Origin of the sequence: Pectobacterium punjabense (assembly GCF_012427845.1) — a bacterium.
GTDB lineage: Bacteria > Pseudomonadota > Gammaproteobacteria > Enterobacterales > Enterobacteriaceae > Pectobacterium > Pectobacterium punjabense.
The window spans coordinates 4,634,764-4,660,831 of sequence record NZ_CP038498.1 but is presented as its reverse complement, the minus strand read 5'-3'; the positions used below and the strand labels follow the sequence as shown (position 1 = coordinate 4,660,831).

Here is a 26,068-nt window from a genome sequence, read left to right as displayed (position 1 = left end):
AACATTACATTTTATGCTGTTTTGATTTTTTTTCTGCCCGATCCCTGTCGCTGAACGACCTACTATTATCTGTTGCCTGTTTTATACCTAACGATGTGATGAAAAACGCATGATGATTTCCTCGGAACTGCATTCATTGAGGATGCCGCCCCTCTCCCCACGGCGATGGTCGGCATGCTAATGGCCGCCCAGACGCTGAAATACAATACGATTCAGCCCGCAACGACAGTACGTTGGGGAAGTGGCTCGCTGCTGGCGTTGGCGTTACACGCAGGGGTGATTGTCTGGATGAGCTACTATGCACTCGATTCCTCAATTGAAGCGCCGCCGCCGGCTATGATGTTAATGGTTGCGGATAGCGTGCAATCCACGTCCAGTCCTCAGGATGCCCCTGTTGGCCCGCAGCAAACGCTGTCCACACCGCAAGAGTCGGCGGTTCAACCGGAAAAAATGATGCAAGACGTGCCGCCGCTTGCGCCTGCACCAAAGCCCGCAATTGCGACGGCGCAAAAGGAAAAACCGCAGCCGCAGAAAAAAGTACAGAAAAAAATGGAAAAGCAGGTGCAGGAGACGACGCCGCAGGAAGAAATTGCGCCATCGGAAAAGCCGCCAGCCCCCGTTACCAGCGCACCGCTTCCGGGTAGCAGCCAGCACGTCGCTGCGCCGTATAACAGTGATGCCGCGCAGATGCGTAAAGGGGTGGCGGACTGGAGTAGCAAGCTGCTGGCGCATCTGAGCCGCCATAAACGCTATCCGGCTCAGGCCGCACGGCAGCGATTGCAGGGTGTTGCACAGATTCGCGTGACGTTGGATAGAACCGGAAATGTGTTGGCCGTTTCGTTGGTCAGCAGCAGCGGCGTGACGCCATTGGATACGGAGTCTATCGCCTTGCCGAAGCGTGCTCAGCCGCTTCCAGCTCCGCCGGCAGAAGTGATTGGCGATAACACGCAACTCACCATCACGATCCCGATTAGCTTCGATTTGCGCGAAGCACGCCGCTAGCTGGCATCATCTAGCGCGGTGTGTGCGCATCATAGCCAGCATAAAAAAACCGAATGGCGTAGGGATTGCCTTGTTCGGTAAAGAACTCTGCGACTCTCTCCCGTTCTAGTCCGTAGCGGCGCGATAACAACCCTGCCTCGAAGGCAGCCTGCTGGCGGTCGCCTTTGGTTTCCGCCAGATTGTGAGCATAACCACAGATATAGCCGCGTCGATAATCGTAGCAGTAAGGGTTAATGTCGTTGCTGGATTTTGGATTGGCCGATCTCAGCCCCGCGAGGACGCCTCGCTCAAAATGGTTTCCCATGATAATGCTCCGTGAATGATCGTTATATATTTTATGATATAACGCTTATTTATCACTCACCAGATCTGTTGGAAAATATTCCTGAATCCCCTGGCGTATGCACGTACTTCTTCCGCTTGAATATCGATAGCATCTAATCGAACGGAAAATGGGGATGTTTCACAATTTACTGATTTAAGACGACAAAAATTGCTGGTTTGCGGGGGTGTTCGCGACATGAAGCGTTTGACGGGATATTTTTCGCCTCAGACGGTTATACTGTCGGTTAATCGACGTTATTTATAAAAACTTCACCGGAAAGCAAGCATGCTAAGTTACCGCCACAGTTTCCATGCCGGCAATCATGCCGACGTGCTGAAACACACTGTTCAGAGCCTAATCATCACCGCCCTGAAAGAGAAAGAAAAACCTTTCCTGTATCTGGATACCCATGCGGGTGCTGGCCGCTACCAGCTCAGCGGTGAACACGCTGAGCGCACAGGTGAATATCTGGATGGTATTGCGAAAATCTGGCAGCGTGACGATATTCCGGCTGAACTCGAACCTTACATGCAGGCGGTGCGCACCTATAACCACAACGGGCAGTTGCGCTATTACCCTGGTTCCCCGCTGATAGCGCGTCAGTTGCTGCGTGAGCAGGACAAACTTCATTTGACCGAGCTGCACCCTAGCGATTTCCCGCTGCTGCGTAATGAATTCCAGAAAGATGCACGAACCAAAGTGTCGCGTGATGATGGCTATCAGCAGTTGAAATCACAGCTGCCGCCGCTTTCTCGTCGTGGGTTTGTGCTGATCGATCCACCTTATGAACTGAAGACGGACTATCAGGCCGTGGTCAAAGGCATTAAGGAAGGACATAAACGCTTTGGCACGGGCGTATTTGCACTGTGGTATCCGGTTGTGTTGCGTCAGCATATCAAACGCATGCTGAAAGAGCTGGAAGCCACGGGCATACGCAACATTCTGCAAATTGAGTTAGCAGTGCTGCCCGACAGCGATCGCTATGGCATGACGGCGTCCGGCATGATTGTGATTAATCCGCCGTGGAAGCTGGCGGCGCAGATGAAAAGCGTGCTGCCGTGGCTGCATAACGTGCTGGTACCGGAAGGCACCGGACATACGTTGGTAGAGCAAATCGTACCGGAATAATGCGTGCGATTACTGTGGGCGATGCGGTCGGTTTTTCCTATCGCAACCATAGGCATAACCTTTATTGGACATGTGGCTCTGGCGTTACACTCTAGGCAAATTTTATTCACTTAAGCATGGATACACTGATGACCAAACACTATGACTATCTTGCTATTGGCGGCGGCAGCGGCGGTATTGCGTCTATCAACCGTGCGGCGATGTATGGACAAAAATGTGCGTTGATCGAAGCAAAATACCTGGGCGGCACCTGCGTCAACGTCGGCTGTGTGCCGAAGAAAGTGATGTGGCATGCGGCGCAGATTGCCGAAGCGATCCATCAGTACGGCCCAGATTATGGATTCGATACCACGGTGAACCAGTTTAACTGGGGTACGTTGGTCAAGAATCGTAGCGCCTACATCGATCGTATCCACCAGTCGTACGATAACGTGCTGGGTAAGAATAAGGTCGATGTCATCCACGGTTTCGCTCGTTTTGTCGATGCGCACACGGTGGAGGTGAACGGCGAGAAAATCACGGCTGACCATATCCTGATTGCGACGGGCGGTCGCCCGGTTCACCCTGATATTCCCGGTGCGGAGTACGGTATCGATTCTGATGGCTTCTTTGAACTGGATGCGCTGCCGAAGCGCACCGCTATTGTCGGTGCAGGCTATATCGCCGTGGAGATTGCTGGCGTGCTGAATGGATTGGGTTCTGAAACCCATCTGTTTGTGCGTAAACATGCACCACTGCGCAGTTTTGATCCGCTGATTGTCGATACGCTGGTGGAAGTGATGAACACCGAAGGACCGACGCTGCATACCGAGTCGATCCCGAAATCGATTGTGAAAAATGCTGATGGCAGCCTGACGCTGGAGCTGGAAAATGGTCAGTCACAAACTGTCGATTGCCTGATTTGGGCGATTGGCCGCGAACCGGCGACGGATAACCTGAACCTGAGCGTCACCGGTGTGGCGCTGAACGACAAAGGCTACATCAATGTCGATAAATTCCAGAACACTAACGTTTCTGGCATTTACGCTGTTGGCGATAATACCGGTGCCGTCGAGCTAACGCCGGTTGCTGTTGCGGCGGGGCGTCGGTTGTCCGAGCGTCTGTTTAACAATAAACCGGACGAGCATCTGGATTACAGCAATATCCCGACCGTCGTCTTCAGTCACCCACCGATTGGTACCGTCGGGTTAACTGAACCACAGGCGCGCGAGCAATACGGCGACGAGCAGGTGAAAGTGTATAAGTCCGCCTTCACCGCAATGTACACTGCCGTTACGCAGCACCGCCAGCCGTGCCGCATGAAGCTGGTTTGCGTGGGCAAAGAAGAAAAAATCGTCGGTATCCACGGTATCGGCTTTGGTATGGATGAAATGCTGCAAGGCTTCGCGGTTGCCGTCAAAATGGGTGCAACCAAGAAAGACTTCGACAACACCGTTGCCATCCACCCAACGGCATCGGAAGAGTTTGTGACGATGCGGTAATGGTGTAGGGAAGCGGGCTTAACTGCTTCTCGGGAAAACGAAAACATGCTGGCTGAATAGTGAACTATTTGGCCGGCATTTTTTATGAGGGTAATGACCTGGCCTAACTGATTTTTTCAAATGGTCGTGCCCCGTTGGCGCAGTGAGCCGATCCAATCCTCGATTTTTCGCCAATAAATAGAGAGTGAATCGTTTTGAAAGTAGTTGGATAGATGACAAATAAATGTATAAATAATCATTTATTGAATAATTTAATTCAGTGCTAATTAAAGTGTCTATCTTACAATGCCTATTGTATTCTTTTTCCTCTACGAAAATATGATGCCTTATCCTTTCCCCTACTAATGGAGTCTATGGATAGGTTGCTTGTCTTAAATCTGAAAATAATCTATAGCATGAATTGTTTCCCTATCGTTTGAGCGTTGTAAATGTGATGTCATCGAAATTACAGGAACAACACAAGGAATGGTTCTATGAGCTATAAAGAAAGTGCGGCACATAATGATTTTTTCTATGGACTTGATATAAATAAATTACCTGATCAATTTCAGGAATTAATTAATATCATGGGGTTGGAGGATGCCTATATTTTTTCAAAATTATTTGGTGGGCAATGTAAATATATTCCTAAATCACCGAAGTGTTTTTGCTCAGATATCAATGGGGATTCTGTAGCACGATTATGCCAGGAATTTGGTGGTTTAAGTATCGATGTTCCCCACGCTAAAAATATTGACAGGCAGTTACGTAATCGTGAAATAATCAATTTATTAGATAGGGGGAAGTCGCGTACGGAAGTTGCTAAAATATATAACCTCGGAGTAAGGCAAGTGGCTAATATCAAGAAGACTGTGTATAAATAAAGATTATGAATAGCATTGATAAATAAAAAGCATCCAAGATAACGTGGATGCTTTTTATTTGTTTGTTTTTTAAAGTGAAATGGTTTTACCGAGTTTGAAATCTCCAGATTTTTGTCCAAAGTCGGTTAATCGGTAGGTTGTTGGCGTTATATGTTCTCCCATTGCGATCAGGTAATCATGTGTTTCGGTATGGTAGAAAAAGATACTCACGCTTTTTTGACTATTACCAGAAGAAGCATGTAGCACGGTGTGGCCATCATAGGTGTAGCTGCCTGTCGCTTTTCCTCTTCCAGATGTAACATCATTCATTGCTTGTTTCATGTTGGCATGGCGATTTTTCTCAAGGTAGCCTGCTAATTCATTTTCTGCCTGCATTTGGTTGAAAGGACCGCTTTGTACACCTTGATCAATGATATAAATATCAGACATATTATTTCTCCAAAAGAAAATACAGGGGATGAGGAAGGCAGGAACCCTCCTGCCTTCCGATTGCTGGATCAGGAAACCGTCCAGGTATTGTTTTGTTGCAGTGTAGCGACAACGCTGTAAATGTTTGGTTCGAACACTAATTCAACGGCATCGCTGATTTGCTCAATATCCAGAATTTCACCTTCTTCATAGTTACCGAATACAATCCAGTAAGAAGGGTGTGGGATAAACTCAATATGTAAATTTGGCTGTGCCGCCTGTACGAAAGTTCCTGCATTGCTCATTCCGATGCCGACAGCAGCCTGCTTAAGTGGAACGTTGCCGCTTTCATCAATATAGAGTGAACCCGCTTGACCCGTGAATGATGTCGGGCCAAAGAGATACCCTCCATTGTAGTCCAATGTGATGGTATTTGCTGACTGAAGGTCGGCAGGAATTTCTTCCCCCCCTTCAAAAATGACACCAGGTTTAACTTCCCCGGTATCTGACCAGACGAAAGAGTAATCAATGTTCCAGCGGAAGGTTTCATGCACGTTCGGATTCACGAATTTGCTAAACCATGCCAGTGAGAAAATATTCCGTGCCTTCTGGTCCGGTGCTTTTTGAAAGATTGCTACATTGCCTGAATTACTTGATTTGTTGATAAACTCAACGCTGTATTGATTAGACATAGTGTATTCCTCTTTATTAGGAACCCAATATTAGGTTCAAGCACTATTATCCATATGCCTATATTCAAAATAATAGGGAAGTAAGTCCTGTTAATTATTATTATGGTTTTTAGAGTCTGTAAGTAATTATTTATTGATATAGTTAGATGGCTCAGTAATTCCAGTGGGAGAAAATTAACAATTTTATAGCACAGATATTTATTGTGAATAATTTAGCCTAATGTTAATTCTTTCGCCTTCTTGGGCACAGTGCATCGTAGAGTCAAAAAAAGAATTTATAGGGTGATGTCAGATTGGCACGACAGGGAGCAACACTTTGCCTGTCTTGGGTTTCCTATTTTTCTATAATGTGTATGTGTTGCAGTATTTTGGGATGGCAGAGTGATAATGATTATCGTTAGTGTTTTGTTTATGGTAAGTTGCGGTTAATGGGGTTTATCCCGTGAACTGATTTTCCTTACAAAACATACGGTTTTCTCACTATGTCTTTAGCTACCCGTACAACGTCTTCCGCCTATCGGCTGTTCAACTTACGCTTAGAGAGCAAGACGCTGCTCTCGCCCTCGCTTGTTCGCTGTGTGTTTACCGGCCCTGAAGTGCGCCAGATGAAACTGGACGCGCCGGATCAGCGCATCAAACTGCTGCTCGCTAGTGAAAGCGGGGAACTGACGCCGATGGCCGTGAGCGACACGTGGTATCAGGATTATCTGGCACTGCCGCGTGAGCGTCGCCCTATTTTACGCACCTATACGCTGCGGTCTGTCTCCCATGAATCACAGCAAGCGGCGATCGATTTTGTGCTGCACGGCGATACCGGGCCAGCTTCAAGCTGGGCGAATCACGCTAAGCCGGGCGATGCGCTACAGATCGTCGCGCCCAACGCGGAGGCCGATGGCGACAGCGGCGGTTATGAATGGGCACCGCACGATGGCGTTGAGCAGGTGCTGCTGATTGCAGATGAAACGGCGCTGCCAGCGGCAATGGGAATTCTTGAACAATTGGCTACTCAGCCTTCTCCGCCGTCGGTGCAGGCTTTTTTTGAAGTGCCGAAAGCGGCCGACTGCGTGACGTCGGGCAATTTTCCGTTTGCACAGATTCACTGGTTACCGCGTGAGGAAACCGATAGCACAGTATGGGGTGAACGCCTACTGGCTGCGGTGCAACAGGACGTGAAAATTCCCGCCAGCGCCTGTACCAACCGCGATGAAATCGCACAAGAGACGCCGGAAGACGAGCTACTGTGGGAGCGGGCAACGGCGCACCGTCCCTTTTACGCATGGGCTGCGGGAGAGTCTTCTGCCATCAAACGGCTGCGCCGCTATCTGCTCGACGAGCGCCACCTCGATAAAGAAACGATCAACTTTATGGCTTACTGGTCGCATCGCTAAGAGAAAACCTCAGGAGGGATATTCTCTCCTGAGGTTATTTCCCCATCATCTCCGCCATCTGCTGTTCATTTGGCAGCCCAACCACCTGCTGTAGTTCATTCTTATCATTCAGGTAATAGATGGCCGGTGTGACGTTTGCGCCTAATTCATCCATTAGCCGCTGATTAAGCTGAATGTTATTCCAGATGTCGCGTGAAGAGCTTTCGGGGAACGGTGGCACCGTTTTGCCATTCGATAGCTCATATTCATGCCAGGCTTTGGCCGGATCGCTGGCGGCAAGAATCGCCGCGGCATAACGTCCACTCTCCGGTTTGATGACGCCAACCAGCAGCGTTTGCAGTTGCACTTTTCCTGCTTTTACCCACGACTGTGCCTGCTGCCAGAACTGTTTGCAGTACGGACAGAACGGGTCGGCGAAGACGATGATTTTACGTGGCGCATCCTGCGAACCCTCAGTGATAAATGGTGCTTGCTGCAATTTCTGCCACATCTCTCGACCGGCAGGAGCATACACTTCCTGCTGAATCAGCGCTTCGCTGAGGTTGTTGCCGTGTTCATCATACATATAGCCCGAAATGGCATGCTTACCGTCAGGAGTTAAGTAGATGGTCACTCCCACACCCTGATAGCTGCCCAGCCAACCTTGTATGCCGCCGGGTGCAGTGAACGGCTTAATGATCGTAATACCCTGTTTTTCTATGCTCTTCACCGCGTCCGGCAGGGCATCTTGCGCCAATGAAGACGCGGAAAACGTCAATAAGGAGAGCGTGAGGAAGACGCGTTTTATCATGGTATTGCACCTGTATCGTAAATCATGGTCTGCTGGATAGCGTAGCGCAAGGCCATCTATCGGGAGAGTGTATTTACACTTTCTGAATCAGAGACAGATTTTGTCTGGTTGAAGAGATGGGTTGGGTAGGATCATTCTCTGGCGTATATTACGCAGGGCTTAATTAGGATGGCTTACTTACTGCGTGGAGCGCTTCTTTCATGAATACACCTTTCCCCCATTTCCGTTATCACCCTAATCCGTTATCGACGGGGAGCATCAAAGCGGCTGATGATGTCTGCCCATGCTGCAATCAGGCGCGTGGCTATGTTTATACCGCTTCATGCTATACCGCACATGATTTGCCCGAAGAGACATTTTGCCCCTGGTGTATTGCAGATGGCAGCGCGGCGGTACGCTACGACATGCATTTTGCGGACAGCCACCCTCTGCTTTGCGCAGGTGTGGCGAGGGAGATCGTTGATGAAGTGTGCGAGCGGACGCCGGGTTATGTTTCCTGGCAGCAGGAGCATTGGCTTTCATGCTGCGACGATGCCTGTGCATTTGCGGGGGATGCCAGTCACGAAGAGCTCATTGCATTGGGGGCAGGGGCATTATCGGCGCAATTTACGGATTTCTCATGGCCGTTGGAAGCCTGGGAGAATCTCGTTGAGTTCTATCAGCCCGGCGGCGAAACCGCGCTTTACCGTTTTGAGTGTCTGCACTGTCAGAAGGTGCATTACGGCATTGATTTCGCCTGACTATGGCGTTTTGTGGTTTTCCCTGCTGGAGTGATGAATTACCGTGAACCTGACCGAATCGCTGATTGCTTTTACGTTTGCCGCGACGCTTCTGACTCTGACGCCGGGTTTGGATACGGCGTTGATTTTACGTACCGCTACTGTTGAAGGCAGTAAGAAAGCCTTCCATGCCGCGTTTGGTATTCAAGTCGGCTGCCTGATTTGGGGCGCGATGGTGGCGTTTGGTCTGGGAACGCTGATTGCTGCGTCGGAGCTGGCCTATAACATCTTGAAGTGGTGCGGTGCGGCGTATCTCTGCTGGCTGGGTCTGCAAATGCTCCTGAAGCCCAGAACCGAGCTGGTGATGACGGCGTCACAAGACGCACCGAAGAATCAAAACTGGTTTCTCCGTGGTATGCTGGGCAACATACTCAATCCGAAAATCGGTGTGTTCTACGTTTCATTCCTGCCGCAGTTTATCCCTGCCGGCCATTCGGTGGTACTGTGGACTTATCTACTCGTACTGATTCATGTCTTTATTGGCACGCTGTGGTCGTCTACGCTGATCGCCGCGACACGCCCGCTGGCGCGCTTTCTACGTCGTGGCTCGGTGGTTAAATGGATGGATCGAACAACGGGCGTTGTCTTTTTAGCGTTTGCTGCACGTCTGGCATTTTCCCGGCGGTAGGCTTCGTGCCATTGTACTGATGTCAGCAGTGATGTGATTAAAGTGTTTGATTACTCATCACTAAATCCGCTTTGCATCGAGAATACTCATAAGATTCAGACGGTGTCGATAGCACTGTAGCGTTGCATCAATCGCGTCCGCAGGCATAAAAGAATCCCGATAGGTTGATTCAACGCATCCAGCTTCTTTTATGAAGTCAGCTAGTAGCTTCTTGGTGAGATTTTCACTCAGCCCGATACGCTGGCCAAACAGTATGAAATCCATACCAAGGTATTCCCCATACGCGGTTTCAAACCCTGGTGCGAGTACCTCGTCACCTTCTTCTTGGATCAACAGCGGTAATGCCATGAAGCAGGAAGAAAAATAGGCGGGATAAGGGGCGACGGAAACAAAATCATAAATGGGAGCTAGTATTAACTGGCCTGAACGCGAATGTATCAGGCCAAAATTACGCAGGTGCATGTCATTGTTACCCAGCATATAGGCATAAGCAATGCGGCGGAATAGATCAATTTTGAAGACGATATTGTCATTAACGTGCTCGCTAAGGAATAACGCCAACCTCTCATAACTGACATATTGTCTGCCATCTGCGCGTATTTTACCGAATTTTTCACCGATCCCCATTGCACCATCCAACTGTTCCTGATGGATAGGGTGACCTGTTTTTTCGTCTCGGTCGAAGCGCTTAATAACGAAAGCAAACTCAGGTTCGTCATCAACTTGTTTCGGTTTAAAACGGAGCAACCCGTGCGGTGGCACGGAAAACCCCAGACGTTCCATGAGCGTCATGGTGGCGTGTTCGTTTTCTGCCAAATGGGGAAATTCAATTGGAGAGGGTTTAAGAATATACAGACCTTGGTGGTCAACGACGGTAAACGCCCGATCTTCTAATACCATCTGAATCTTGGGCTGATAACCAGAAATACTCATGCCTTTCTGCGTTTGTGGCAAGTCGTGCATGAATTGCTGGCGTGTGAAACGTAAGGTTGGGGAAGCATGTATTGACCCCGCAAGATGCTTCAATCCTTTACGGCTATAGCCTGTGGCAATTTCTTCTTCATGTGCCAGAGGCGTCAGTAAAATTCGACATCTTGTCATGCCTTATCCTCTGCGATCAGTTGTACTGCGCCGATTAGGTTCTTACCGTTTTGAATGAGGATGCCAAATAAATCCTTCTCATCCAGATGTTGAAACTGGCTGTACTGTCGCCGCAACCAGCCTTCCGGCGCCAACGAGGCAAAATAGGGTGGCAATGATTTGCTACGAAATGTTCCGGTCTGTATCGGTAGGCTTAGTGATAATGGCGGGCCGATGTAGGACTTTTTATATTCAAACAGATAGCCTTCATCATCCTGACTTAACTGGCCGATATGGACACCGTAAAGATAGACCTTTATCTGACGGCGCATAGTTTTATCCCTAACGCGGAACAGACGCTATAAACCGTGGAAAATTTCACCTGAGTGGGGTCTTTGAATAGACGTTTTAAGGTGGATATGGATACGCCAGTTTGTAACTCAAGTGTCGCAAGTTCGATGCCCAGCGCTTTACGTCGTGTATTTAACTGAGAACCAAAAGCATCCAAAGAATGAATACGCTCCCCCAGCACTGAACCTTGATTAGCGGTTTCGTTATGTGCGAGTTCGTGCCGTAGCTCGTTGATAGCTTCACTAATGGCGTCGAGCTTTAGTAATGTTGGTGCAGTGGTAGGTGTGTTCATAAATGGACTCTTTTTTTTATTTAACCCATTAATAGATTAAGTATAACCCGTTAGCTTTATTTTTGTCCATTTTTAACACTTTTGTGTATTAGTGACTGAGATTTAGCTCATTTATGGTCTTGATGATTGGCACCCAATGGCCCACACATCAGAGTCTGCCGAACAATAGCGCGATGAGCGTGAGGATCTCTTTGCTGAGCGGCTGCCCTTTCTCTTCGGCTAGCAGATAGAGTGGGGTGGTGCGCCGTTCCCCTTGCTGTAATGGCAATATTTGCAATTCACCTTGTGTGATGTGCTCTGAAATCCGCGCTTCCGGTAGCCAGCCGTAACCGACCTGATGCAAAACGGCCTGCGTTGCCGCTTCAAACGTTGTGAATGTCCAGCTCTCGGCGGATGTCAGCTGCGAATGTGGCGTCGTGCGCGTCACAATCTCTACGCAAGGATAGCGAGACAGAGCCTCATGGCTTAACGGTGTGGGGAGTGTGAAAAGCGGATGGTGGCAGTGTGCGACAGCGACGAAATCAACGTTCATTAGCCATTGCCCTGCGACGCCGTCGAGTTCACGCGGCGTGATGACATAAATATCCGCATCGCGCGCTTTCAACTGCGCAGACGTTTCATTACGCAGCACCTCGGTCAGGTGGATACGCGTAGCCGGATGCCGTTTCTGAAAGGTGCTGAGCAAGTGGAATAGGCGATCTTTGGGGAATGTGCTGTCAACCACCAGGTTGATGCTGGTTTGCTCGCCCATTTTCAGCGAGTGGGCACGAGCTTCCAGCGCATGAAACGAACGTATTACGGGTCGCACCTGTGCGAGTAAGCATTCCCCCTCTGGTGTTAGTTCGGCTTTACGCCCGTGTATTGTGAGTAGTTCGACACCCAGCCGCTCTTGCAACAGCGAAAGTTGGTAGCTGACGGAAGATTGGCTGCGGTGAAGCGCATTCGCCGCCTGCGTATAGCCGCCCAAATCAATAACCGCTTGAAGAATTTCCCACTGTTCCAGCGTCGTCTTTGCTAGCATCTTTAATATATCTAAATATTGAATGGTTTCACCTGAAAAATAGCGTTATTCATCGAATTAATAAAGCTCTAGAGTGAATTTACACACTTCAGGAGAACGATCATGCTTTCATTCAATCAACACGACCTAAGCCATTTTGTAGGGAAACATCTGGTATATACCTACGATAATGGCTGGAATTACGAGCTGTATGTCAAAAACGCCAATACAATAGACTATCGTATTCACAGTGGCATTGTGGGTAACCGTTGGGTCAAAGATCAGCTGGTGTATATCGTGCAGGTCGCTCGCGATGTGTATAAAATTTCATGGACAGAACCAACGGGAACGGATGTCAGTCTGATTGTTAACATAGCCGATAAGATTTTCCACGGCACCATCTTCTTCCCACGTTGGATCATTAATAATCCAGAAAAAACGGTATGTTTCCAGAACGAACATATTGCTGAAATGGAAGCGTATCGTGAAGCGGGCCCCGCGTACCCCACCGAAGTCATTGATGAATTCGCCACCATCACGTTCATACGCGACTGTGGGGAAAACAACAACGAGGTCATCAACTGCCCTGCCAGCGAATTGCCTGCGGGTTTTCCTGCTTACCTGAAAAAATAAGCAGCAACAGGCGTCACGGAGGTTGTGCCGCCTGATTCGCTATCCCATAAGGCCGATTAACTCTCTGGCCAGAAAGGTTCGCCTAGCGTGAGCATCAGTCGGTTGGCCCACGAGAAGAAGGCGGCCGACTGCACCACATCGACAATCTCTAGCGTATCCAATCCCTGTTCTTGCAGCTGTTTCACGTCGTTTGCGTTGACCTGTGCGGGCGTGGCAGAAAGGCGTGCCGAAAAATCGATAATCGCCTGCCAGCGCGGGCTTTGGCCGATACTCAAATCGCCACCGGGGACGACATCCAGTAACCGCTGCACATCGCTGTCCTGCTTGGAGAGCTGACTGGCTTTACGCGCGTGCACCGAAGCGCAATAGATGCAGCCGTTAACCTTACTGGTAACGGCGGCGATGAGTTCACGTTCTTTGCGCGGCAGGCCGCCAGAGGTATAGAAAATCCCTTTATCTGTTAGCGTGCGCTGTTCCAGCACCGGAAGGTTGCGGCCTAGCAGGCGGAAATAGTCGGAATTGGTGTGGCCGAAGCGCGCCAGAATCGCCTGCTCGTCGGCATTGAATGCTGCCAGCGGTTTGGGGGCAATCCACGGTTCCCAATCCAGTTCCGCCTGAGTGAACGCCTGTGGTGCGGACTTGCCGCTGTGCGCCAGCGGCTGGGTATGCCACTGGCCTGCAACGGCGGCCTGCGAATGCGGCTGGCCGACGCGGTGACCCGCAATCAGGCGATAGCCGCGCAGCAAGCGACTTTGAAAATTCACAAACGCGATGAGCTGCGACAGCGTTACGATGTCGTCTACTGACCAGCCCGCTCGCTCCAGCGCGTTGACGTGGGATGGGGCGGCCTGCACGGGGGTCTTCGTCAGGCGCTCAGCGTGATCCAACGCCAGCTGTAGCGCGGGTGTCAGGGTAGGTTCTGGGAAGTCCGCCAGTCGCTCGGCATAAAAACGTTGTAGTTGCTCATCCTGCTGCCAGCCGCTGATCTTTGTTGCAAACCAGAAGCGCAGCGATAACGGTAATGTCACGTCATCATGTGCAGCGGCGCTAAACAGCGCGTCGTAACTGCCTTGGGTATGGCGGGTTGCCGCTTCACGGATTTTTCTCGCTTCTGCAAGGACGGAGTTCGGGTTGATGTCGGCCAGCGTATCCAATACGTCAGGCGTGTGTAAGGTGTTAGCGTGCGTCATGCAATCTCCTGCCCGAGTGGGCTTTTCTGTTTGACGGCGGGCTTCCAGCCCAAAGCGGGCGCCACCTGAGTAGCAATTAATTCAAGCGAGCGCAGGATCAGCGCATGTGGCGGATCGATAGAATGTACCTGGAAGGTTACATCTGTCGCCCGCTCCAGCGAACTGTCCGCCCGAAGCGATGCAATCACATCCTGTGCCGTGCCGACATGGCTATCGAAGGAGGCGATAAGTGCCTCGACCGAGTCGTGAGGAATTGCGCGGAACGTTCCGGAACGGGCGGCAGAACGATTAAGCCCTTTCTCTGCCAGACTCAGCGCCAATTGGCGATCGTCAGCGACGAAAACGCTGCGTGAGCTGAGGATACGCGGAGTGACGCCAGCGGGCAGCGCAGCCAGATAGGCGTCGATCATCGGATTTTGCAAGTCAGCGAGCGTGGCGTCTGGGAAATGCTCCGGGCGTGGCTGGGTACGAGAGAGCATCAGGCCATCGCCCGCTTTGCCCGCCCGTTCTGCACCCTCGATGGAAAATGTGGCCTGCCAGACGCGCTTATCTAAATGTGGGGCGGCAGGATAAAGTTGATTACCGTCTTCGCTCAATGCCTCGCCCCGCCAGGCGGCGCGGAGTTTCTCCAGATAGCGTCCAAGAATCTGCCCGCGCTGTGCACTGTCGTGACCGAATGCGGCAAATGAGGACGGCGTGCCGCCGGAACCCACGCCGACTTCCAGTCGACCATTGCTGAGTAAATCGAGCACGGCGGTGTCTTCCGCCACACGCAGCGGTTCTTCCATTGGCAGGGTAATCACGCCAGTACCGAGCTGGATGCGCTGAGTCCGTGCGGCGACCAGCGCCAGAAACACCAGCGGTGATGGTAACCCGCCTTCATCTGCGTGGAAGTGGTGCTGTGCGACCCACGCGCTGTCGAATCCTAGCTGTTCTGCTTTGACGATCTGTTCCGTTGCCAGTCGGTAGCGCTGCTGGGCGGAAACGTCATCCAGCAACCGTGTGAAAAATCCCAGACGTTTCGTTGCCATTTTACAGTCCTTGGTTTAGTGCGAATGTGGTTTCAGTATGAATTGGGGATTGGTGTGAACGGGCAAACGCCGGGTGATGCTGCCCGGGGATAGCTTCGATAAGTTCACGGGTATAGCGATGCTCGGGCTGAGCGAAGATGCGCTCCACGGGGCCGGACTCAAGCTGCTTGCCGTGGTACAGCACGGAAACGGTATCGGCGATCTGGCGCACTACCGCCAAATCGTGCGAGATGAACACGTACGTCAGCCCCAGAGATTCTTGTAGATCGGTCAGCAAACGCAGAATCTGCGCTTGCACGGTGACATCCAGTGCGGAAACGGCTTCGTCCAATACCAACACCTGCGGTTCCAGCACCAGTGCTCGGGCGATGGCGACGCGTTGACGCTGGCCGCCGGACAGTTCACGCGGTTTACGCGACAATAGCGCTACCGGTAAGGAGACGCGTTCGAACATCTCATGAATTTTTCGCTCCCGCTGTGCGGCAGTATGGCGATTAAAATTGCGTAGCGGCTCCTCGACGATGTCGTACAACCGCTGTGACGGATCGAGCGAGCCAAAGGGGTTTTGATAGACCAGTTGGATTTTCTGCCGGAACTGGCGCAGCGCTTCACCTTTCAGATGAGAGATATCCGTGCCGTCGATCAGAATACGTCCGGCGCTGGGATGATGGAACCCGAGCAAGCTGCGTGCCGTGGTGGTTTTACCCGAGCCGGATTCGCCAACAATGGCATGCGTTGTGCCGCGCACTACGCTGAAAGAGACGTCATCCACAGCGCGAAAATGCTCGCCTTTGCGACCTGACAGAGGAAAGGTTTGCACCAGATTTTCGACCGAGACAATAATCTCGGAGGCATGGTTGCGCGGTGGACGTGGTGTTGGATTAAGTGACGGCACGTTTGCCAGCAGCGTGCGGGCATAGTGGCTTGCGGGCGCGCTGAGCACCTCAAGCGTTGGCCCCTGTTCCTGAATGTAGCCGTTCTGGAAGACTAGCAGCCGATCGGCACGCTCGGCTGCGACCCCTAGGTCGTGAGTGACGAACAGCACCGACGTGCCATTCTCGCGCCGTAACTCATCGAGCAGATCGAGAATACGCTTCTGCACCGTGACATCCAGCGCGCTGGTGGGTTCATCGGCAATAATCAGCGCGGGTTTCAGTGCAATCGCAATGGCTATCAACACGCGCTGTTTCATACCGCCAGATAGCTCGTGTGGATACTGCTTCGCTCGTAGTTCCGGCTGATTCAGGCCAACACGTTCCAGCAGCGCCAGCGTTTTCTGGCGGATAGTCTGGCGATCTTCCCGTTGATGAATACGCAGAATCTCATCCACCTGCTCGCCGATGGTTTGTACTGGATTAAGGGAACTGGTGGGATCTTGGGGGATCAGGCTGATCTGCGCGCCGCGCACGCTGTCCAACCGCTTCTGTGACCAACTGCTGATATCTACGCCGTTTAGCCGAATAGCGCCGCGCGTGAGCCTGCCGTTCTCGGCGAGCAAGCCGATGACAGCTTGTGCGGTGGTGGTCTTGCCTGAACCGGATTCTCCTACCAGCGCGACGACTTCACCGGGCTGAATATGGAAAGAGACGCCTTCCACGACGGTTTGCTCGCGGTCGTCACTGCGGTAGGCGATAGTGACATTTTCCAGAGCCAATACGGGGACTGCTGCGCTGGTTTGTAAGCTGGCTGGCAGACTCATCGTTCCGTCCTCCTGATCGACTGGCTGATGCGGTTAGCGGACAGCACAACAAGTACGACAATCAGGCCGGGGAAGGTGGTCAGCCACCAGGCGGTTGCGATGTAATTGCGGCCTTCGGCGATGAGTAGCCCCCATTCTGGCGTGGGCGGTGGTGCGCCGTAGCCGAGAAAACTCAGCGTGGAAATCGCCAGAATCGCGCTGCCGAATTGTAGGGCGGCGAAAGCAAAAACGGTGGTGAGTGAATTTGGCAGGATGTGTCGCCACAGCACGCTGAAAAAGGTGCCGCCGCTGCCATAGGCGGCTTCAACGTAGTCGCTATGGCGTACACGTAACACCTCTGAGCGCACCAGTCGGGTAAAGCTGGCGACGGAAGTAACACCCACGGCAATCGCGGCGTTGACCGTGCCGAAACCCAGCAGAATGATGACGCTCAGCGCCAGTAGCAGACCGGGAATGGCCAGCAAGACATCGATGCTGCGCATGACGACGCTATCCAGCCAGCCGCCAACGGCACCGGCTAATAAACCGAACAGGCTACCGAGCACCAAACCCAGCCCGACGGCGATAAATGCGCCTGACAGCGAGTGCACCGCGCCATAAACGATACGTGCGTAGAGATCGCGCCCAAGCTGGTCGGTGCCGAGCCAGTAGTCTGCGTCGGGTGCCAGTCGCTGTGCACCTGCGATGCCTTCTGTCGGGCTATAGCTAGTGAACCAGCCTGGAAACAGCGCCCAGAGTGCGACAGTTAATATGACCAGCCACGCCAGCAGTAGCCCAGGTTGAAAGGCGTGGCGACGCAGAAACGGTCGCTTGCGCAGAAGGGGAAACGTAATTTTTTCCAACGGTACGGTAGTCATAACGTGGCTCCTGGCGTTCTTTTCAGGCGCGGATCGAGCAGAGGATAGAGTAGGTCGACGGCCAGATTGACGACGACAAAGGCGGCGGCAGAAATCAGCACGATGGCCTGTAGCACGCTGCTGTCCTGATAGTTCACGGCTTCCTGCGTCAGTTGGCCGAGCCCGTTGCGGCCAAACACGGTTTCGGTAATCAGCGCGCCTGCAATCAGCTCACCCAGCAATAAACCGGCGATGGTCAGCGTGGGCAGCATGGCGTTACGGGCGATATGCCGCCAGAGCACACCGCTGCGGCTCGCCCCTTTCGCGCGGGCGACAGCGACAAACGGCTGGGTTTGTACCTGATCGATGCTGCGCATCAGCACCTGAGCCAGCGGGGCGGAGATCGGCAGTGCCAGTGTGAGAACGGGCAAAATGAGCCCCTCCCATTCGCCGGGGTTAATCACGGGAATCAGCCCCAAACGGAAAGAGAAGATCTGAATCAGAACGATGCCGAGCCAGAATGTTGGTACGGAAATAAACAGCGACGGCAGGGATTGCAGCGTGGTTCGCAACCACTGAAACGGCGTCAGCGTCGATAAGAACGCGAGGGCAAACGCTAACAGCCCGGCAGCGATGAAGCCCAGTACTGCGAGCAGCAGCGTGGGTGGTAGATTCGCGGCGATAAGCTCGGTGACCGGTACGCCAGCCTGAATAGACAGGCCAAGATCGCCACGCAGTATCTGAGTTATCGCATGAAAATACTGCGTGATTACCGGTGTATCGGCGCCGTAGGATAACCGTAATTGCGCAATCTGCTCGGCACTTAGGCCGAGCTCTGGGTTCTGAAACTTGATCAGTACGGCATCACCCGGCATCGCCTGAAGCAGGATAAAAGACAGGGTGAATGCAGCCCACAGCACGAGCAGTGCCTGACCGATGCGCAGTGCCAGATATCGGTTCATGATGATCTCCTCCCTTTGCCGCTGTGTTACTTATCCAGCCAGGTGTTGTAAAAACTGGGGCGACCAACAGCTTCAAACGCGATGCCTTTTGTGGTGGCGGCACCCGCAAATACCTGTGGTTCTTCAAAGATGGGAATGACGTAAGCCTGATCGATCAGATAGCTCTGTACTTCTCCTACCAGCGCTAGTCGCTTGCTGCGGTCAGTTTCTGCGGCGATGCCATCCAGCAGCGTATTCAGATGGGGATCAACAAAGTCCTTCACCTTGTCGCTTGAGCCACCTTTTTGCAGCAGGACGTTACGTACCGTTGGGTAATACTGGCTTTTCAGCACATCTGGATCGGCACGGCCTACCATCGCTGGCGCAACGCCGGTTTTCAGCGGATCGAGGCTATCCACGGTTTTACTGCCCGCGTCGCCCGCTAACACATTCAGCTTCACGCCGACTTTTGCCCACTGTTGCGAAACCAGCTGTAAGGTTTCTTTGTTCTGCGGTTGTGGTAGCGATTCATAAGCGGTCAGTTCCAGCGTTTTGCCATCTTTCTGTCGTAACCCCTGAGAACCGGTTTTCCAGCCTGCGTCATCTAACAGTTTGCTGGCCTGGGCGGGATCGAATGTCAGTTTGCTGGAGAGATCAACATAGCCCGCGGCAGTTTTCGCCAGCGGTGACGTGGCCTGTGGGTAGTTTTCAGAGAACAGCGTATCGATGATTTCTTTGGTATTCGTAGCGTGCAGCAGTGCTTTACGTACGCGGATATCCGCTACCAGCGGATTATCTGGACGGAAAACCACGCTGTTATTGACGCCGCGCGTAGGCGGGGCATAAAGGTTGAAGCCCTGACTTTGCACTCGCTTTTCATCATAGGCTTGGATCTGACGAATGAAATCTGCCTGACCGGAGACCAACGCGCCGATACGCACGCTGTCTTCTGGAGTGACCAGATAGGTAATGCCATCCAGATAGGCGCGCCCTTGATGCTTCGATTTAACGGGTGCCCAGTTGTAATCCTTACGGGCGGTCAGTTTCAGTTCACGTCCCAGCTTCTCACTGCTGACCACGAATGGGCCGGAGCCAATGATGTTTTTGGCATTACCTAACTGATTGAAATTACGTTCAAGTGTGCTGAGAGAAACCAAGCCGGAACCGATGGCCGAGGTGCCTTGTAGAAAACCGGGTGAGGGCTTCTTAAAGTAAAATTTCACCGTCAGCGGGTCGATGACTTCACTGCGCAGGTAATTGTTGATGACTTCCGAAACCGGTTGGTTAAGAGCGGTGTTTCCTAAGCCATACGTATCAAGGTTTTTCGCCACGGCGTTGGCGTCCAGCGGGGTGCCGTCAGAGAAGCTGATACCGGGGCGGATCTTGAATGTGTATTCCGTGTTATCCGCGTTGATGGTCCAGGATTCGGCAATCCACGGTTCAATCTCCAGCGTTTCCGGGTTCTGGTAGGTCAGTTTATCGGTAATCTGGTTGAGAATGCCGCCGTTCGGATAAAAACCGCCTGCGGGTGTATAGAGATTGGTGTGTGCCTGCTGCTCCAGATAAACCAGCGTGCCGCCGATTTTCGGTGTGTCGTTCGCTGCCTGTGCTCCCAGCGAACCGCCTAGAAGGAGTAGCGAGGCAAAGATAGTGAGTTTTTGATGAGGATGCAAAAAAGTCGCCACGATGATTGTCCCTACATGTGATGGTTTTTATTAAATTTGTTTTTATCAGGTGAATACGCGTATCGATTACGTCCTGAAACGGGGAATACAGCAGAAGACGTTAACCGCTCGTTACAGCCGATACTTCCATAGGCAGTAGGAAACAGCAAAGAACAATACCGGTATTGGTTATCCAGTTTTTAGTTAGGAAAAAGCATGGTTTTTGCGAGAAATCGCCGCGTTTCGCGTGTGATGATGGGGTTGGTTCGTGGGGAAAAGCAGCGCTGCGAAAACGTCGTCGCAGCGCTCAGGTAGACGGAGGGTTATTTCAATACTTGTGGATTCACGCAGTTTTCTTTCACCTGACCGCTTAGGGCGGCAATCAGGTTGTCGACGGCGCAGGCGGCCATGTCATAGCGCGTTTCGTGCGTGGCGGAACCGATATGCGGTAGTGCCACGACGTTGGGTAAATCCAGCAGCGGAGAATCGACGGGCAGCGGTTCTTTGACAAAAACGTCCAAACCTGCACCCTGAATGGTTCCTTTCACCAAGGCTTCCGTCAGCGCGTCTTCATCCACCACGGCACCACGGCCGATATTAATCAAAATGGCGCTGGGTTTCATTTTTGCCAGCTGTTCACGGCCAATGAGGTGGTGAGTTTCCGCCGTCAATGGCAGCGTAATACAGAGGAAATCCGACTCGGCCAATAACGTATCGAGATCGCAGTGACGGGCATTAAAACGCTGCTCGGCTTCGGCGTGATGGCGGCGCGCGTTGTACAGTACCGGCATGCTGAAACCAAAGTGAGCACGCTGCGCGACGGCCAGACCGATGCGCCCCATCCCCAGAATACCGATGGTTTTATGGTGAACGTCGGTGCCAAACCAGTCGCTGCCGACACCGCCTTTCCACTCTCCCGCTTTGACCCGCTCAGCCACTTCTACAACCCGACGTGCGCTGGCGAGCATCAGTGCCAGAACCGTATCCGCCACGGTTTCCGTCAGCACGGTCGGGGTGTGCATGAGAATGACCCCTTTTTCATTTAGCGCATCGACGTTGAAAGTGTCGTAACCGACAGAAATGGTGGAAGCCGCGCGTAAACGCGGTGCGTGTTGCAGGAAATCTTTATCGACTTTACCGCCGGAACCGATGATGCCTTCTGCCGTTGCCAGAGCCGGATGATCGAGTGAAGGAAAGGCGTCAAGTTCAGTGACGGTGAAGTGTTGATCCAAACGAGCGCGTAAGTCGTCAGCAATGGTTTTATACAGGATAACGCTAGGTTTCATGACAAACTCCAGCAGATTAAGGAAGTTAACGTAGAAATCGCTCATCGAATAATCGCGTAGCTGGCAAGAGACTGCAAGTGATACTGCCCCTGCATTTGCCCAAGGTTAACCGTGATTCATGGGGGATTTGCACGATTTATGTCATGAGTGATGGTGTGACCTCCGCTCCAGAGTACGCTCACAGCATGAATCACGTACTGGCCGCATGAGATTTATTACAGTTTGATTAAAATTATTCCACTGTGATTTTTGTTAATCATTTTCTTGTAAAGCATTACTGCAAAAAACCGATAACGCTATTTGCGGGGATGTTTTAGAAATGATGCTGTTATTTAGACACGATGTTGTTAACGGGGGCGGAAATGCATTTTTTTACCAGAATTATGAGCAATCTTAAGGTTTCTCATAAGCTGTATGGCGGGTTTGGTATTGTCCTATTGTTAGTCATGATGGCGTCTGGTGTTGGCGCCATACGGTTTTTTATCATTCATGAACTGTATGTTAAAACGACGATTTTGAATGAAATGAATCATCAGCTCGATCAGTCGAAAATGGCGAGGGTCAAGTATTCATTCACCTTTGCAGATGAGCATATTAAAAACCTGAATAAGTACATTGAGCAGGCTAGGGCGCAAAAGGAAAAAGCGAAAGCACTAGCGTGGGAAGAGGCTTATCTATCTGATTTTAATAAACTTGACCAGGATTTTACAGATTATGATACCGATCTGAATACCATGAAAGCCGCTGCGAACGCGGTGGTTGATACGGCAAAGAAAATCAGCCAGATGAATGCCTCCGATGCGTTAACGGCATTTATGACCAATCTCCCGGTCGGCGCGGATGAAAATGCGCTGGCGGCGCAGAAAGATACCCTCTCACTACTGTTTCTGAAACTGGTTAATAGCACCTATATCTTACAAAGAGAGAACAGCGAAGCTGCGTTTAACGTGCAGAAACAGGCTTATGCCGAATCGAAAGCATCCTATGCTGCGCTGGCAGCATCGGTCAGTGACGATCGTCGTCGCGTCGTGGATTCTTTTTGGCAAGCATTTGAAAATTATAATCAAACGGCAGAGCAATACTACAAACAACTGGGGCAGTTAAAAACCACAGATGTCAAATTCCGGGCAACCGGAGACAGAATGACGAGCGATATCGGTACTATTCTGCAAAAGCTTGGCGCGAGGAATGATGACATTATCAATAGCTCTGTACTGCAAACACTGATTTTAGGGGCGATTGCCATCGTCTTTGGATTGCTGATTGCATGGTCAGTTACGCGGCAAATCACCCGACCCATTATTACTAATCTGAAGCTGGCGGAGCGCATTGCAGGCGGCGATCTCTCTGCAAACGTCACGGTGGAACGGCATGATGAACTGGGGCAGTTAACGACGGCCATGACGGTGATGACGGAGAAATTGCGTCATTTAATGACGGATATTCGTCAAAGCGTGTACAGCGTTGAGAGCGCTTCCTCTGACATTGCATCGGGCAATAATGATTTGTCATCACGCACCGAGCAGCAATCGGCGGCGATTGTAGAAACGGCAGCCAGTATGGAAGAGTTAACGGCTACGGTGAAGAACAACGCCGATAATGCCCGACATGCCAGCCAGATTGCCGGGGAAGCCTCAACCAATGCGAATCGAGGCGGGGATATTATTAACCGCGTGATTAACACCATGAGCGATATCTCCGGTAGCTCGAAGAAGATCTCTGATATCACGAGTGTCATTAATAGTATCGCTTTCCAGACTAATATTCTGGCATTGAATGCAGCAGTGGAAGCGGCGCGGGCCGGTGAGCAAGGCCGTGGCTTTGCGGTTGTTGCTAGCGAGGTTCGCAGCCTTGCTCAGCGCAGTTCACAGGCGGCAAAAGAGATAGAAAGCCTGATTTCAGAATCGGTTTCTCGTGTGGATGCAGGAACCGATCTGGTTTCTCAAGCGGGAACAACGATGGATGACATTGTCGCTTCCGTAAGCCGCGTGAATGACATCATGGGGGAAATATCTTCAGCATCGGATGAGCAGAGTCGCGGTATTGCGCAAATTGGCAGTGCAGTGGCTGAAATGGATACCACCATCCAGCAGAATGCCGCTATGGTGAGTGAATCCTCCGTCGCGGCGAACTCGTTGCAGGAACAGGCCTCGAAGCTGGCAAAACTCATGTCCGTTTTCCGCATATCCGATGCGGATGTTGCCGGGGTACCAAGACTGCAAGGATCTAACACCGGCAATGGAAATTCGGGCAATAGAGCAACGGCTCGCCTGCCGACGCTCGCGTCACGGGATAATGGGAACGATAACTGGACAACGTTCTGATACCCCGTTGAGTCGATGACTCAGAGGTGGCCGATTGAACTAGAGGGAACGGCATTTGCTGTCCCCTCGTTCACCCACTGCATGATCAGCGCCGTAGCTTGTGTCTCCTGATTGATGTTTTCCTCAACGGCGACAAACCCCTGCTTATGATAGAACCGGCAAGCGCGTGTATTCTGTTGATACACTTCCAGACTGAGTAAGGGGTACTGCGCCTGAACATGTTGGATCAGCGCGGTGCCAATCTGCTTTCCATAATAGGCTTGTTCCACAAACAGCGCGCCGATAAACCGTGCTTCTAGTACGCTGATAAAGCCAATAAGGCTTCCTTGTTCTTCATAAACCCAGGTTTGTGACTGGGGAATATAGATCTCGCGTACCGCACTGGCGCTTTCTCGCCAGTAATCTTCACGGATAAAGGGATGCGCCAGAATAGTGCTCTTTAACCAGAGTTGCATCAACGGCGCAAGATCGAGGCTGCGATAAGGGCGGATCATGACGCGCTTTCCTGATGACAAAAACAGTCAATGACATGGTCGTTGACCAATCCGCCCGCCTGCATGAAGGCATAGCAGATAGTCGAACCGATAAATTTGAAGCCGCGTTTCTTCAGGGCTTTGGACATGGCATCTGAAACGTCCGTTTTGGCGGGAACGTCTGCGAGTGAAACGGGATGGTTGAGGTGTGGCCGGTGTTCGACAAAAGACCAAATGAAGTCCGCGAAGCTCTCTCCTTGGCTTTCCATCGCCACCCACACTTTTGCATTGGTGATAATCGCTTCGATTTTCCCGCGATGGCGGATAATGCTGCTGTCCTGTACTAATCGATCTACGTCATCCTGCGTCATTTTCGCCACCTGCTCAGGATTGAACTGGTGGAAGCAACGGCGATAGTTTTCGCGCTTTTTCAGGACGGTGATCCAGGAAAGGCCCGCCTGCTGGCCCTCCAGACACAGTAGCTCGAATAGTTTCTGGCTGTCGGTGCAGGGCTTCCCCCACTCGTTATCGTGATAATCCTGATATAAGGTGTCTTGTGTAACCCAGCCGCAGCGTTGCATTCCTTTCTCCTTATTCGGTTGCGCCGTTGGTGTTTTGACGCACTGTTTATTGTAAGGCAGTCTGCCGCAATGTGGTGCGATCATGGCATTCATAGTGCTGTATATGCAACCAGCATTTTGCGGGCGTGCTCGCAGATAGGGAAAGTCATTTGCGGATGGGGCGGAAAGTCGTCGTGGAATCGTGAATAATGTTTTGCCGACAGCTCAGGGCTATTTTATTCGCTCAAGGCTGTTATCGATCATAAGAAAAACGTAAATAGAAACAGGGGTACAGGGAATGGCAGTGGAGTGGGTAGCAGCCTATCTGGCATTAGGTGCAGTGGTGGGTTTCATGGCGGGATTATTAGGTATCGGTGGTGGCGGCATTATGGTGCCAGTGCTGACGGCGTTGTTTGCCGCACAGGGTGTGGATAATACGCATCTGGTGCACCTGGCGTTGGGAACGTCAATGGCGGCGATTGTCGTCACGGCGATTTCCAGTCTACGTACTCATCATCAGCATCAGGCGGTGCTTTGGCCTGTGGTTATCAGAATTACGCCCGCCATTCTGATCGGGACATTCGCCGCGACCTGGCTGGCGACGCTGTTGCCGACGCGGACGCTGGCGATCTTTTTCTCCTGTTTTATGGCCTATGTTTCTCTGCAAATGGTGCTGAATATCAAGCCCAAACCGCAGCGTCAGTTGCCCGGTACGGCAGGGATTTCGCTGGCGGGATTGACGATCGGCAGCATCTCGGCGCTGGTGGCTATTGGTGGCGGGTCGCTTACGGTGCCGTTCCTGACGTGGTGCAACGTCCGTATTCAGCAGGCGATTGGGACATCGGCGGCGGTTGGGCTACCGATTGCCGTTTCCGGCGCGCTGGGCTACCTGATCAACGGCTGGTCGACGACCGGATTGCCTGACTACAGCGTCGGCTATGTTTCTCTGCCTGCTGTTTTCCTGATTTCCGTCGTCAGCTTCTTCACCGCCCCTGTCGGCGCCCGTTTGGCACATCGTCTGCCTGTGGCAACGCTGAAAAAGGCCTTTGCGGCATTGTTACTGCTGCTAAGCCTGAAAATGTTGCAGACCGTTTTTTCCGGTTGATCCCGGAATTTGAAAGATGATAACGGGGATTTGCACTTGTTACCGCATTCTGGCTGTATATCTTGCGGTCAGAGGGTATACTGGCGCATTCCTTATAAATCCACTTGTATCGCGCGCGA

Annotated in this window: 27 protein-coding genes; 10 read left to right on the top strand and 17 right to left on the bottom strand. The window is 51.7% G+C overall.

Features of this window, described 5'->3' with window-relative positions; all coding sequences use genetic code 11:
• The first annotated feature begins 174 nt into the window (after nucleotides 1-174).
• A complete protein-coding gene (locus E2566_RS21100) occupies nucleotides 175-1,002 on the top strand; it encodes an energy transducer TonB (RefSeq protein ID WP_233671782.1) in 828 nt (275 codons plus the stop codon).
• 10 nt (nucleotides 1,003-1,012) lie between these two features.
• On the opposite strand, the gene E2566_RS21095 is transcribed toward E2566_RS21100, so the two are convergent.
• On the bottom strand, nucleotides 1,013-1,306 hold the full coding sequence (locus E2566_RS21095) for a DUF2623 domain-containing protein (protein ID WP_107169331.1): 294 nt from the start codon (nucleotides 1,304-1,306) through the stop codon (nucleotides 1,013-1,015).
• 306 nt (nucleotides 1,307-1,612) lie between these two features.
• Here E2566_RS21095 and E2566_RS21090 point away from each other — a divergent pair, with 306 nt between their 5' ends.
• The 3 genes from E2566_RS21090 (at nucleotide 1,613) to E2566_RS21080 (ending at nucleotide 4,799) form a co-directional block, all read left to right on the top strand.
• On the top strand, nucleotides 1,613-2,455 hold the full coding sequence (locus E2566_RS21090) for a 23S rRNA (adenine(2030)-N(6))-methyltransferase RlmJ (protein WP_107169330.1): 843 nt from the start codon (nucleotides 1,613-1,615) through the stop codon (nucleotides 2,453-2,455).
• A gap of 128 nt (nucleotides 2,456-2,583) precedes the next feature.
• On the top strand, nucleotides 2,584-3,936 hold the full coding sequence (gene gorA / locus E2566_RS21085; RefSeq protein WP_107169329.1) for a glutathione-disulfide reductase: 1,353 nt from the start codon (nucleotides 2,584-2,586) through the stop codon (nucleotides 3,934-3,936).
• 473 nt (nucleotides 3,937-4,409) lie between these two features.
• The gene (locus tag E2566_RS21080) at nucleotides 4,410-4,799 is read left to right on the top strand and encodes a Mor transcription activator family protein (protein WP_107169328.1); all 390 of its coding nucleotides are present in this window, start codon (nucleotides 4,410-4,412) and stop codon (nucleotides 4,797-4,799) included.
• A 69-nt stretch (nucleotides 4,800-4,868) separates the two neighbouring features.
• On the opposite strand, the gene E2566_RS21075 is transcribed toward E2566_RS21080, so the two are convergent.
• Both E2566_RS21075 and E2566_RS21070 read right to left on the bottom strand, forming a co-directional pair.
• On the bottom strand, nucleotides 4,869-5,228 hold the full coding sequence (locus E2566_RS21075) for a hypothetical protein (protein ID WP_107169327.1): 360 nt from the start codon (nucleotides 5,226-5,228) through the stop codon (nucleotides 4,869-4,871).
• A 68-nt stretch (nucleotides 5,229-5,296) separates the two neighbouring features.
• On the bottom strand, nucleotides 5,297-5,899 hold the full coding sequence (locus E2566_RS21070; protein ID WP_107169326.1) for a RhiA: 603 nt from the start codon (nucleotides 5,897-5,899) through the stop codon (nucleotides 5,297-5,299).
• A 482-nt stretch (nucleotides 5,900-6,381) separates the two neighbouring features.
• Between E2566_RS21070 and E2566_RS21065 the strand changes: the two genes are divergently transcribed.
• A complete protein-coding gene (locus tag E2566_RS21065; RefSeq protein ID WP_107169325.1) occupies nucleotides 6,382-7,287 on the top strand; it encodes a siderophore-interacting protein in 906 nt (301 codons plus the stop codon).
• Between the two features lie 34 nt (nucleotides 7,288-7,321).
• Here E2566_RS21065 and dsbG read toward each other — a convergent pair whose 3' ends face one another.
• Nucleotides 7,322-8,077: a thiol:disulfide interchange protein DsbG gene (dsbG, locus tag E2566_RS21060; RefSeq protein ID WP_107169324.1), complete on the bottom strand. Its 756-nt coding sequence runs from the start codon at nucleotides 8,075-8,077 to the stop codon at nucleotides 7,322-7,324.
• A gap of 200 nt (nucleotides 8,078-8,277) precedes the next feature.
• On the opposite strand from dsbG, the gene E2566_RS21055 reads away from it, so the two are divergent.
• On the top strand, nucleotides 8,278-8,817 hold the full coding sequence (locus tag E2566_RS21055) for a CbrC family protein (protein WP_107169323.1): 540 nt from the start codon (nucleotides 8,278-8,280) through the stop codon (nucleotides 8,815-8,817).
• 43 nt (nucleotides 8,818-8,860) lie between these two features.
• A complete protein-coding gene (locus tag E2566_RS21050) occupies nucleotides 8,861-9,484 on the top strand; it encodes a LysE family translocator (RefSeq protein ID WP_107169322.1) in 624 nt (207 codons plus the stop codon).
• Nucleotides 9,485-9,544: 60 nt separating this feature from the next.
• Here E2566_RS21050 and E2566_RS21045 read toward each other — a convergent pair whose 3' ends face one another.
• The 4 genes from E2566_RS21045 to E2566_RS21030 form a co-directional block, all read right to left on the bottom strand.
• Nucleotides 9,545-10,585, bottom strand: a complete 1,041-nt coding sequence (locus E2566_RS21045; protein ID WP_107169321.1) for a type II toxin-antitoxin system HipA family toxin — start codon at nucleotides 10,583-10,585, stop codon at nucleotides 9,545-9,547.
• Nucleotides 10,582-10,896, bottom strand: coding sequence for a HipA N-terminal domain-containing protein (locus E2566_RS21040; protein WP_107169320.1), 315 nt, complete (start codon nucleotides 10,894-10,896; stop codon nucleotides 10,582-10,584). The genes E2566_RS21045 and E2566_RS21040 overlap by 4 nt, the downstream gene beginning before the upstream one ends.
• On the bottom strand, nucleotides 10,881-11,207 hold the full coding sequence (locus E2566_RS21035) for a helix-turn-helix domain-containing protein (RefSeq protein WP_107169319.1): 327 nt from the start codon (nucleotides 11,205-11,207) through the stop codon (nucleotides 10,881-10,883). Before E2566_RS21035 ends, E2566_RS21040 begins: the two co-directional genes overlap by 16 nt.
• A 148-nt stretch (nucleotides 11,208-11,355) precedes the next feature.
• On the bottom strand, nucleotides 11,356-12,228 hold the full coding sequence (locus E2566_RS21030; RefSeq protein WP_107169318.1) for a LysR family transcriptional regulator: 873 nt from the start codon (nucleotides 12,226-12,228) through the stop codon (nucleotides 11,356-11,358).
• A gap of 102 nt (nucleotides 12,229-12,330) precedes the next feature.
• Between E2566_RS21030 and E2566_RS21025 the strand changes: the two genes are divergently transcribed.
• Nucleotides 12,331-12,840, top strand: coding sequence for a phenolic acid decarboxylase (locus E2566_RS21025; protein ID WP_107169317.1), 510 nt, complete (start codon nucleotides 12,331-12,333; stop codon nucleotides 12,838-12,840).
• A gap of 56 nt (nucleotides 12,841-12,896) precedes the next feature.
• Here E2566_RS21025 and E2566_RS21020 read toward each other — a convergent pair whose 3' ends face one another.
• The 7 genes from E2566_RS21020 to ghrB form a co-directional block, all read right to left on the bottom strand.
• Nucleotides 12,897-14,030 (bottom strand): alkylhydroperoxidase domain protein, encoded by a 1,134-nt coding sequence (locus tag E2566_RS21020; protein ID WP_107169316.1) that lies wholly within the window; start codon nucleotides 14,028-14,030, stop codon nucleotides 12,897-12,899.
• Nucleotides 14,027-15,061, bottom strand: a complete 1,035-nt coding sequence (locus tag E2566_RS21015) for a putative FMN-dependent luciferase-like monooxygenase (RefSeq protein ID WP_107169315.1) — start codon at nucleotides 15,059-15,061, stop codon at nucleotides 14,027-14,029. The genes E2566_RS21020 and E2566_RS21015 overlap by 4 nt, the downstream gene beginning before the upstream one ends.
• 1 nt (nucleotide 15,062) lies before the next feature.
• Nucleotides 15,063-16,760 carry a dipeptide ABC transporter ATP-binding protein gene (locus E2566_RS21010; RefSeq protein WP_107169314.1) on the bottom strand — a complete coding sequence of 566 codons (1,698 nt, stop codon included), beginning with the start codon at nucleotides 16,758-16,760 and terminating at the stop codon, nucleotides 15,063-15,065.
• Complete coding sequence (locus tag E2566_RS21005; RefSeq protein ID WP_107169313.1) at nucleotides 16,757-17,617, bottom strand: ABC transporter permease; 861 nt, start codon at nucleotides 17,615-17,617, stop codon at nucleotides 16,757-16,759. The genes E2566_RS21010 and E2566_RS21005 overlap by 4 nt, the downstream gene beginning before the upstream one ends.
• The gene (locus tag E2566_RS21000; RefSeq protein WP_107169312.1) at nucleotides 17,614-18,558 is read right to left on the bottom strand and encodes an ABC transporter permease; all 945 of its coding nucleotides are present in this window, start codon (nucleotides 18,556-18,558) and stop codon (nucleotides 17,614-17,616) included. Before E2566_RS21000 ends, E2566_RS21005 begins: the two co-directional genes overlap by 4 nt.
• 26 nt (nucleotides 18,559-18,584) lie before the next feature.
• Complete coding sequence (locus E2566_RS20995) at nucleotides 18,585-20,222, bottom strand: TIGR04028 family ABC transporter substrate-binding protein (RefSeq protein WP_107169311.1); 1,638 nt, start codon at nucleotides 20,220-20,222, stop codon at nucleotides 18,585-18,587.
• Nucleotides 20,223-20,524: 302 nt separating this feature from the next.
• Complete coding sequence (gene ghrB, locus E2566_RS20990) at nucleotides 20,525-21,487, bottom strand: glyoxylate/hydroxypyruvate reductase GhrB (protein WP_107169310.1); 963 nt, start codon at nucleotides 21,485-21,487, stop codon at nucleotides 20,525-20,527.
• Between the two features lie 362 nt (nucleotides 21,488-21,849).
• Here ghrB and E2566_RS20985 point away from each other — a divergent pair, with 362 nt between their 5' ends.
• On the top strand, nucleotides 21,850-23,811 hold the full coding sequence (locus tag E2566_RS20985) for a methyl-accepting chemotaxis protein (RefSeq protein WP_107169309.1): 1,962 nt from the start codon (nucleotides 21,850-21,852) through the stop codon (nucleotides 23,809-23,811).
• Nucleotides 23,812-23,831: 20 nt separating this feature from the next.
• Here the strand turns inward: E2566_RS20985 and E2566_RS20980 are convergent, their stop codons facing one another.
• Together E2566_RS20980 and E2566_RS20975 are read right to left on the bottom strand one after the other, a co-directional pair.
• The gene (locus E2566_RS20980; RefSeq protein WP_107169308.1) at nucleotides 23,832-24,305 is read right to left on the bottom strand and encodes an N-acetyltransferase; all 474 of its coding nucleotides are present in this window, start codon (nucleotides 24,303-24,305) and stop codon (nucleotides 23,832-23,834) included.
• On the bottom strand, nucleotides 24,302-24,865 hold the full coding sequence (locus E2566_RS20975) for a DNA-3-methyladenine glycosylase I (RefSeq protein WP_107169307.1): 564 nt from the start codon (nucleotides 24,863-24,865) through the stop codon (nucleotides 24,302-24,304). Before E2566_RS20975 ends, E2566_RS20980 begins: the two co-directional genes overlap by 4 nt.
• A gap of 277 nt (nucleotides 24,866-25,142) precedes the next feature.
• On the opposite strand from E2566_RS20975, the gene E2566_RS20970 reads away from it, so the two are divergent.
• Nucleotides 25,143-25,949 (top strand): sulfite exporter TauE/SafE family protein, encoded by an 807-nt coding sequence (locus E2566_RS20970; RefSeq protein WP_107169306.1) that lies wholly within the window; start codon nucleotides 25,143-25,145, stop codon nucleotides 25,947-25,949.
• Nucleotides 25,950-26,068: the final 119 nt, after the last annotated feature.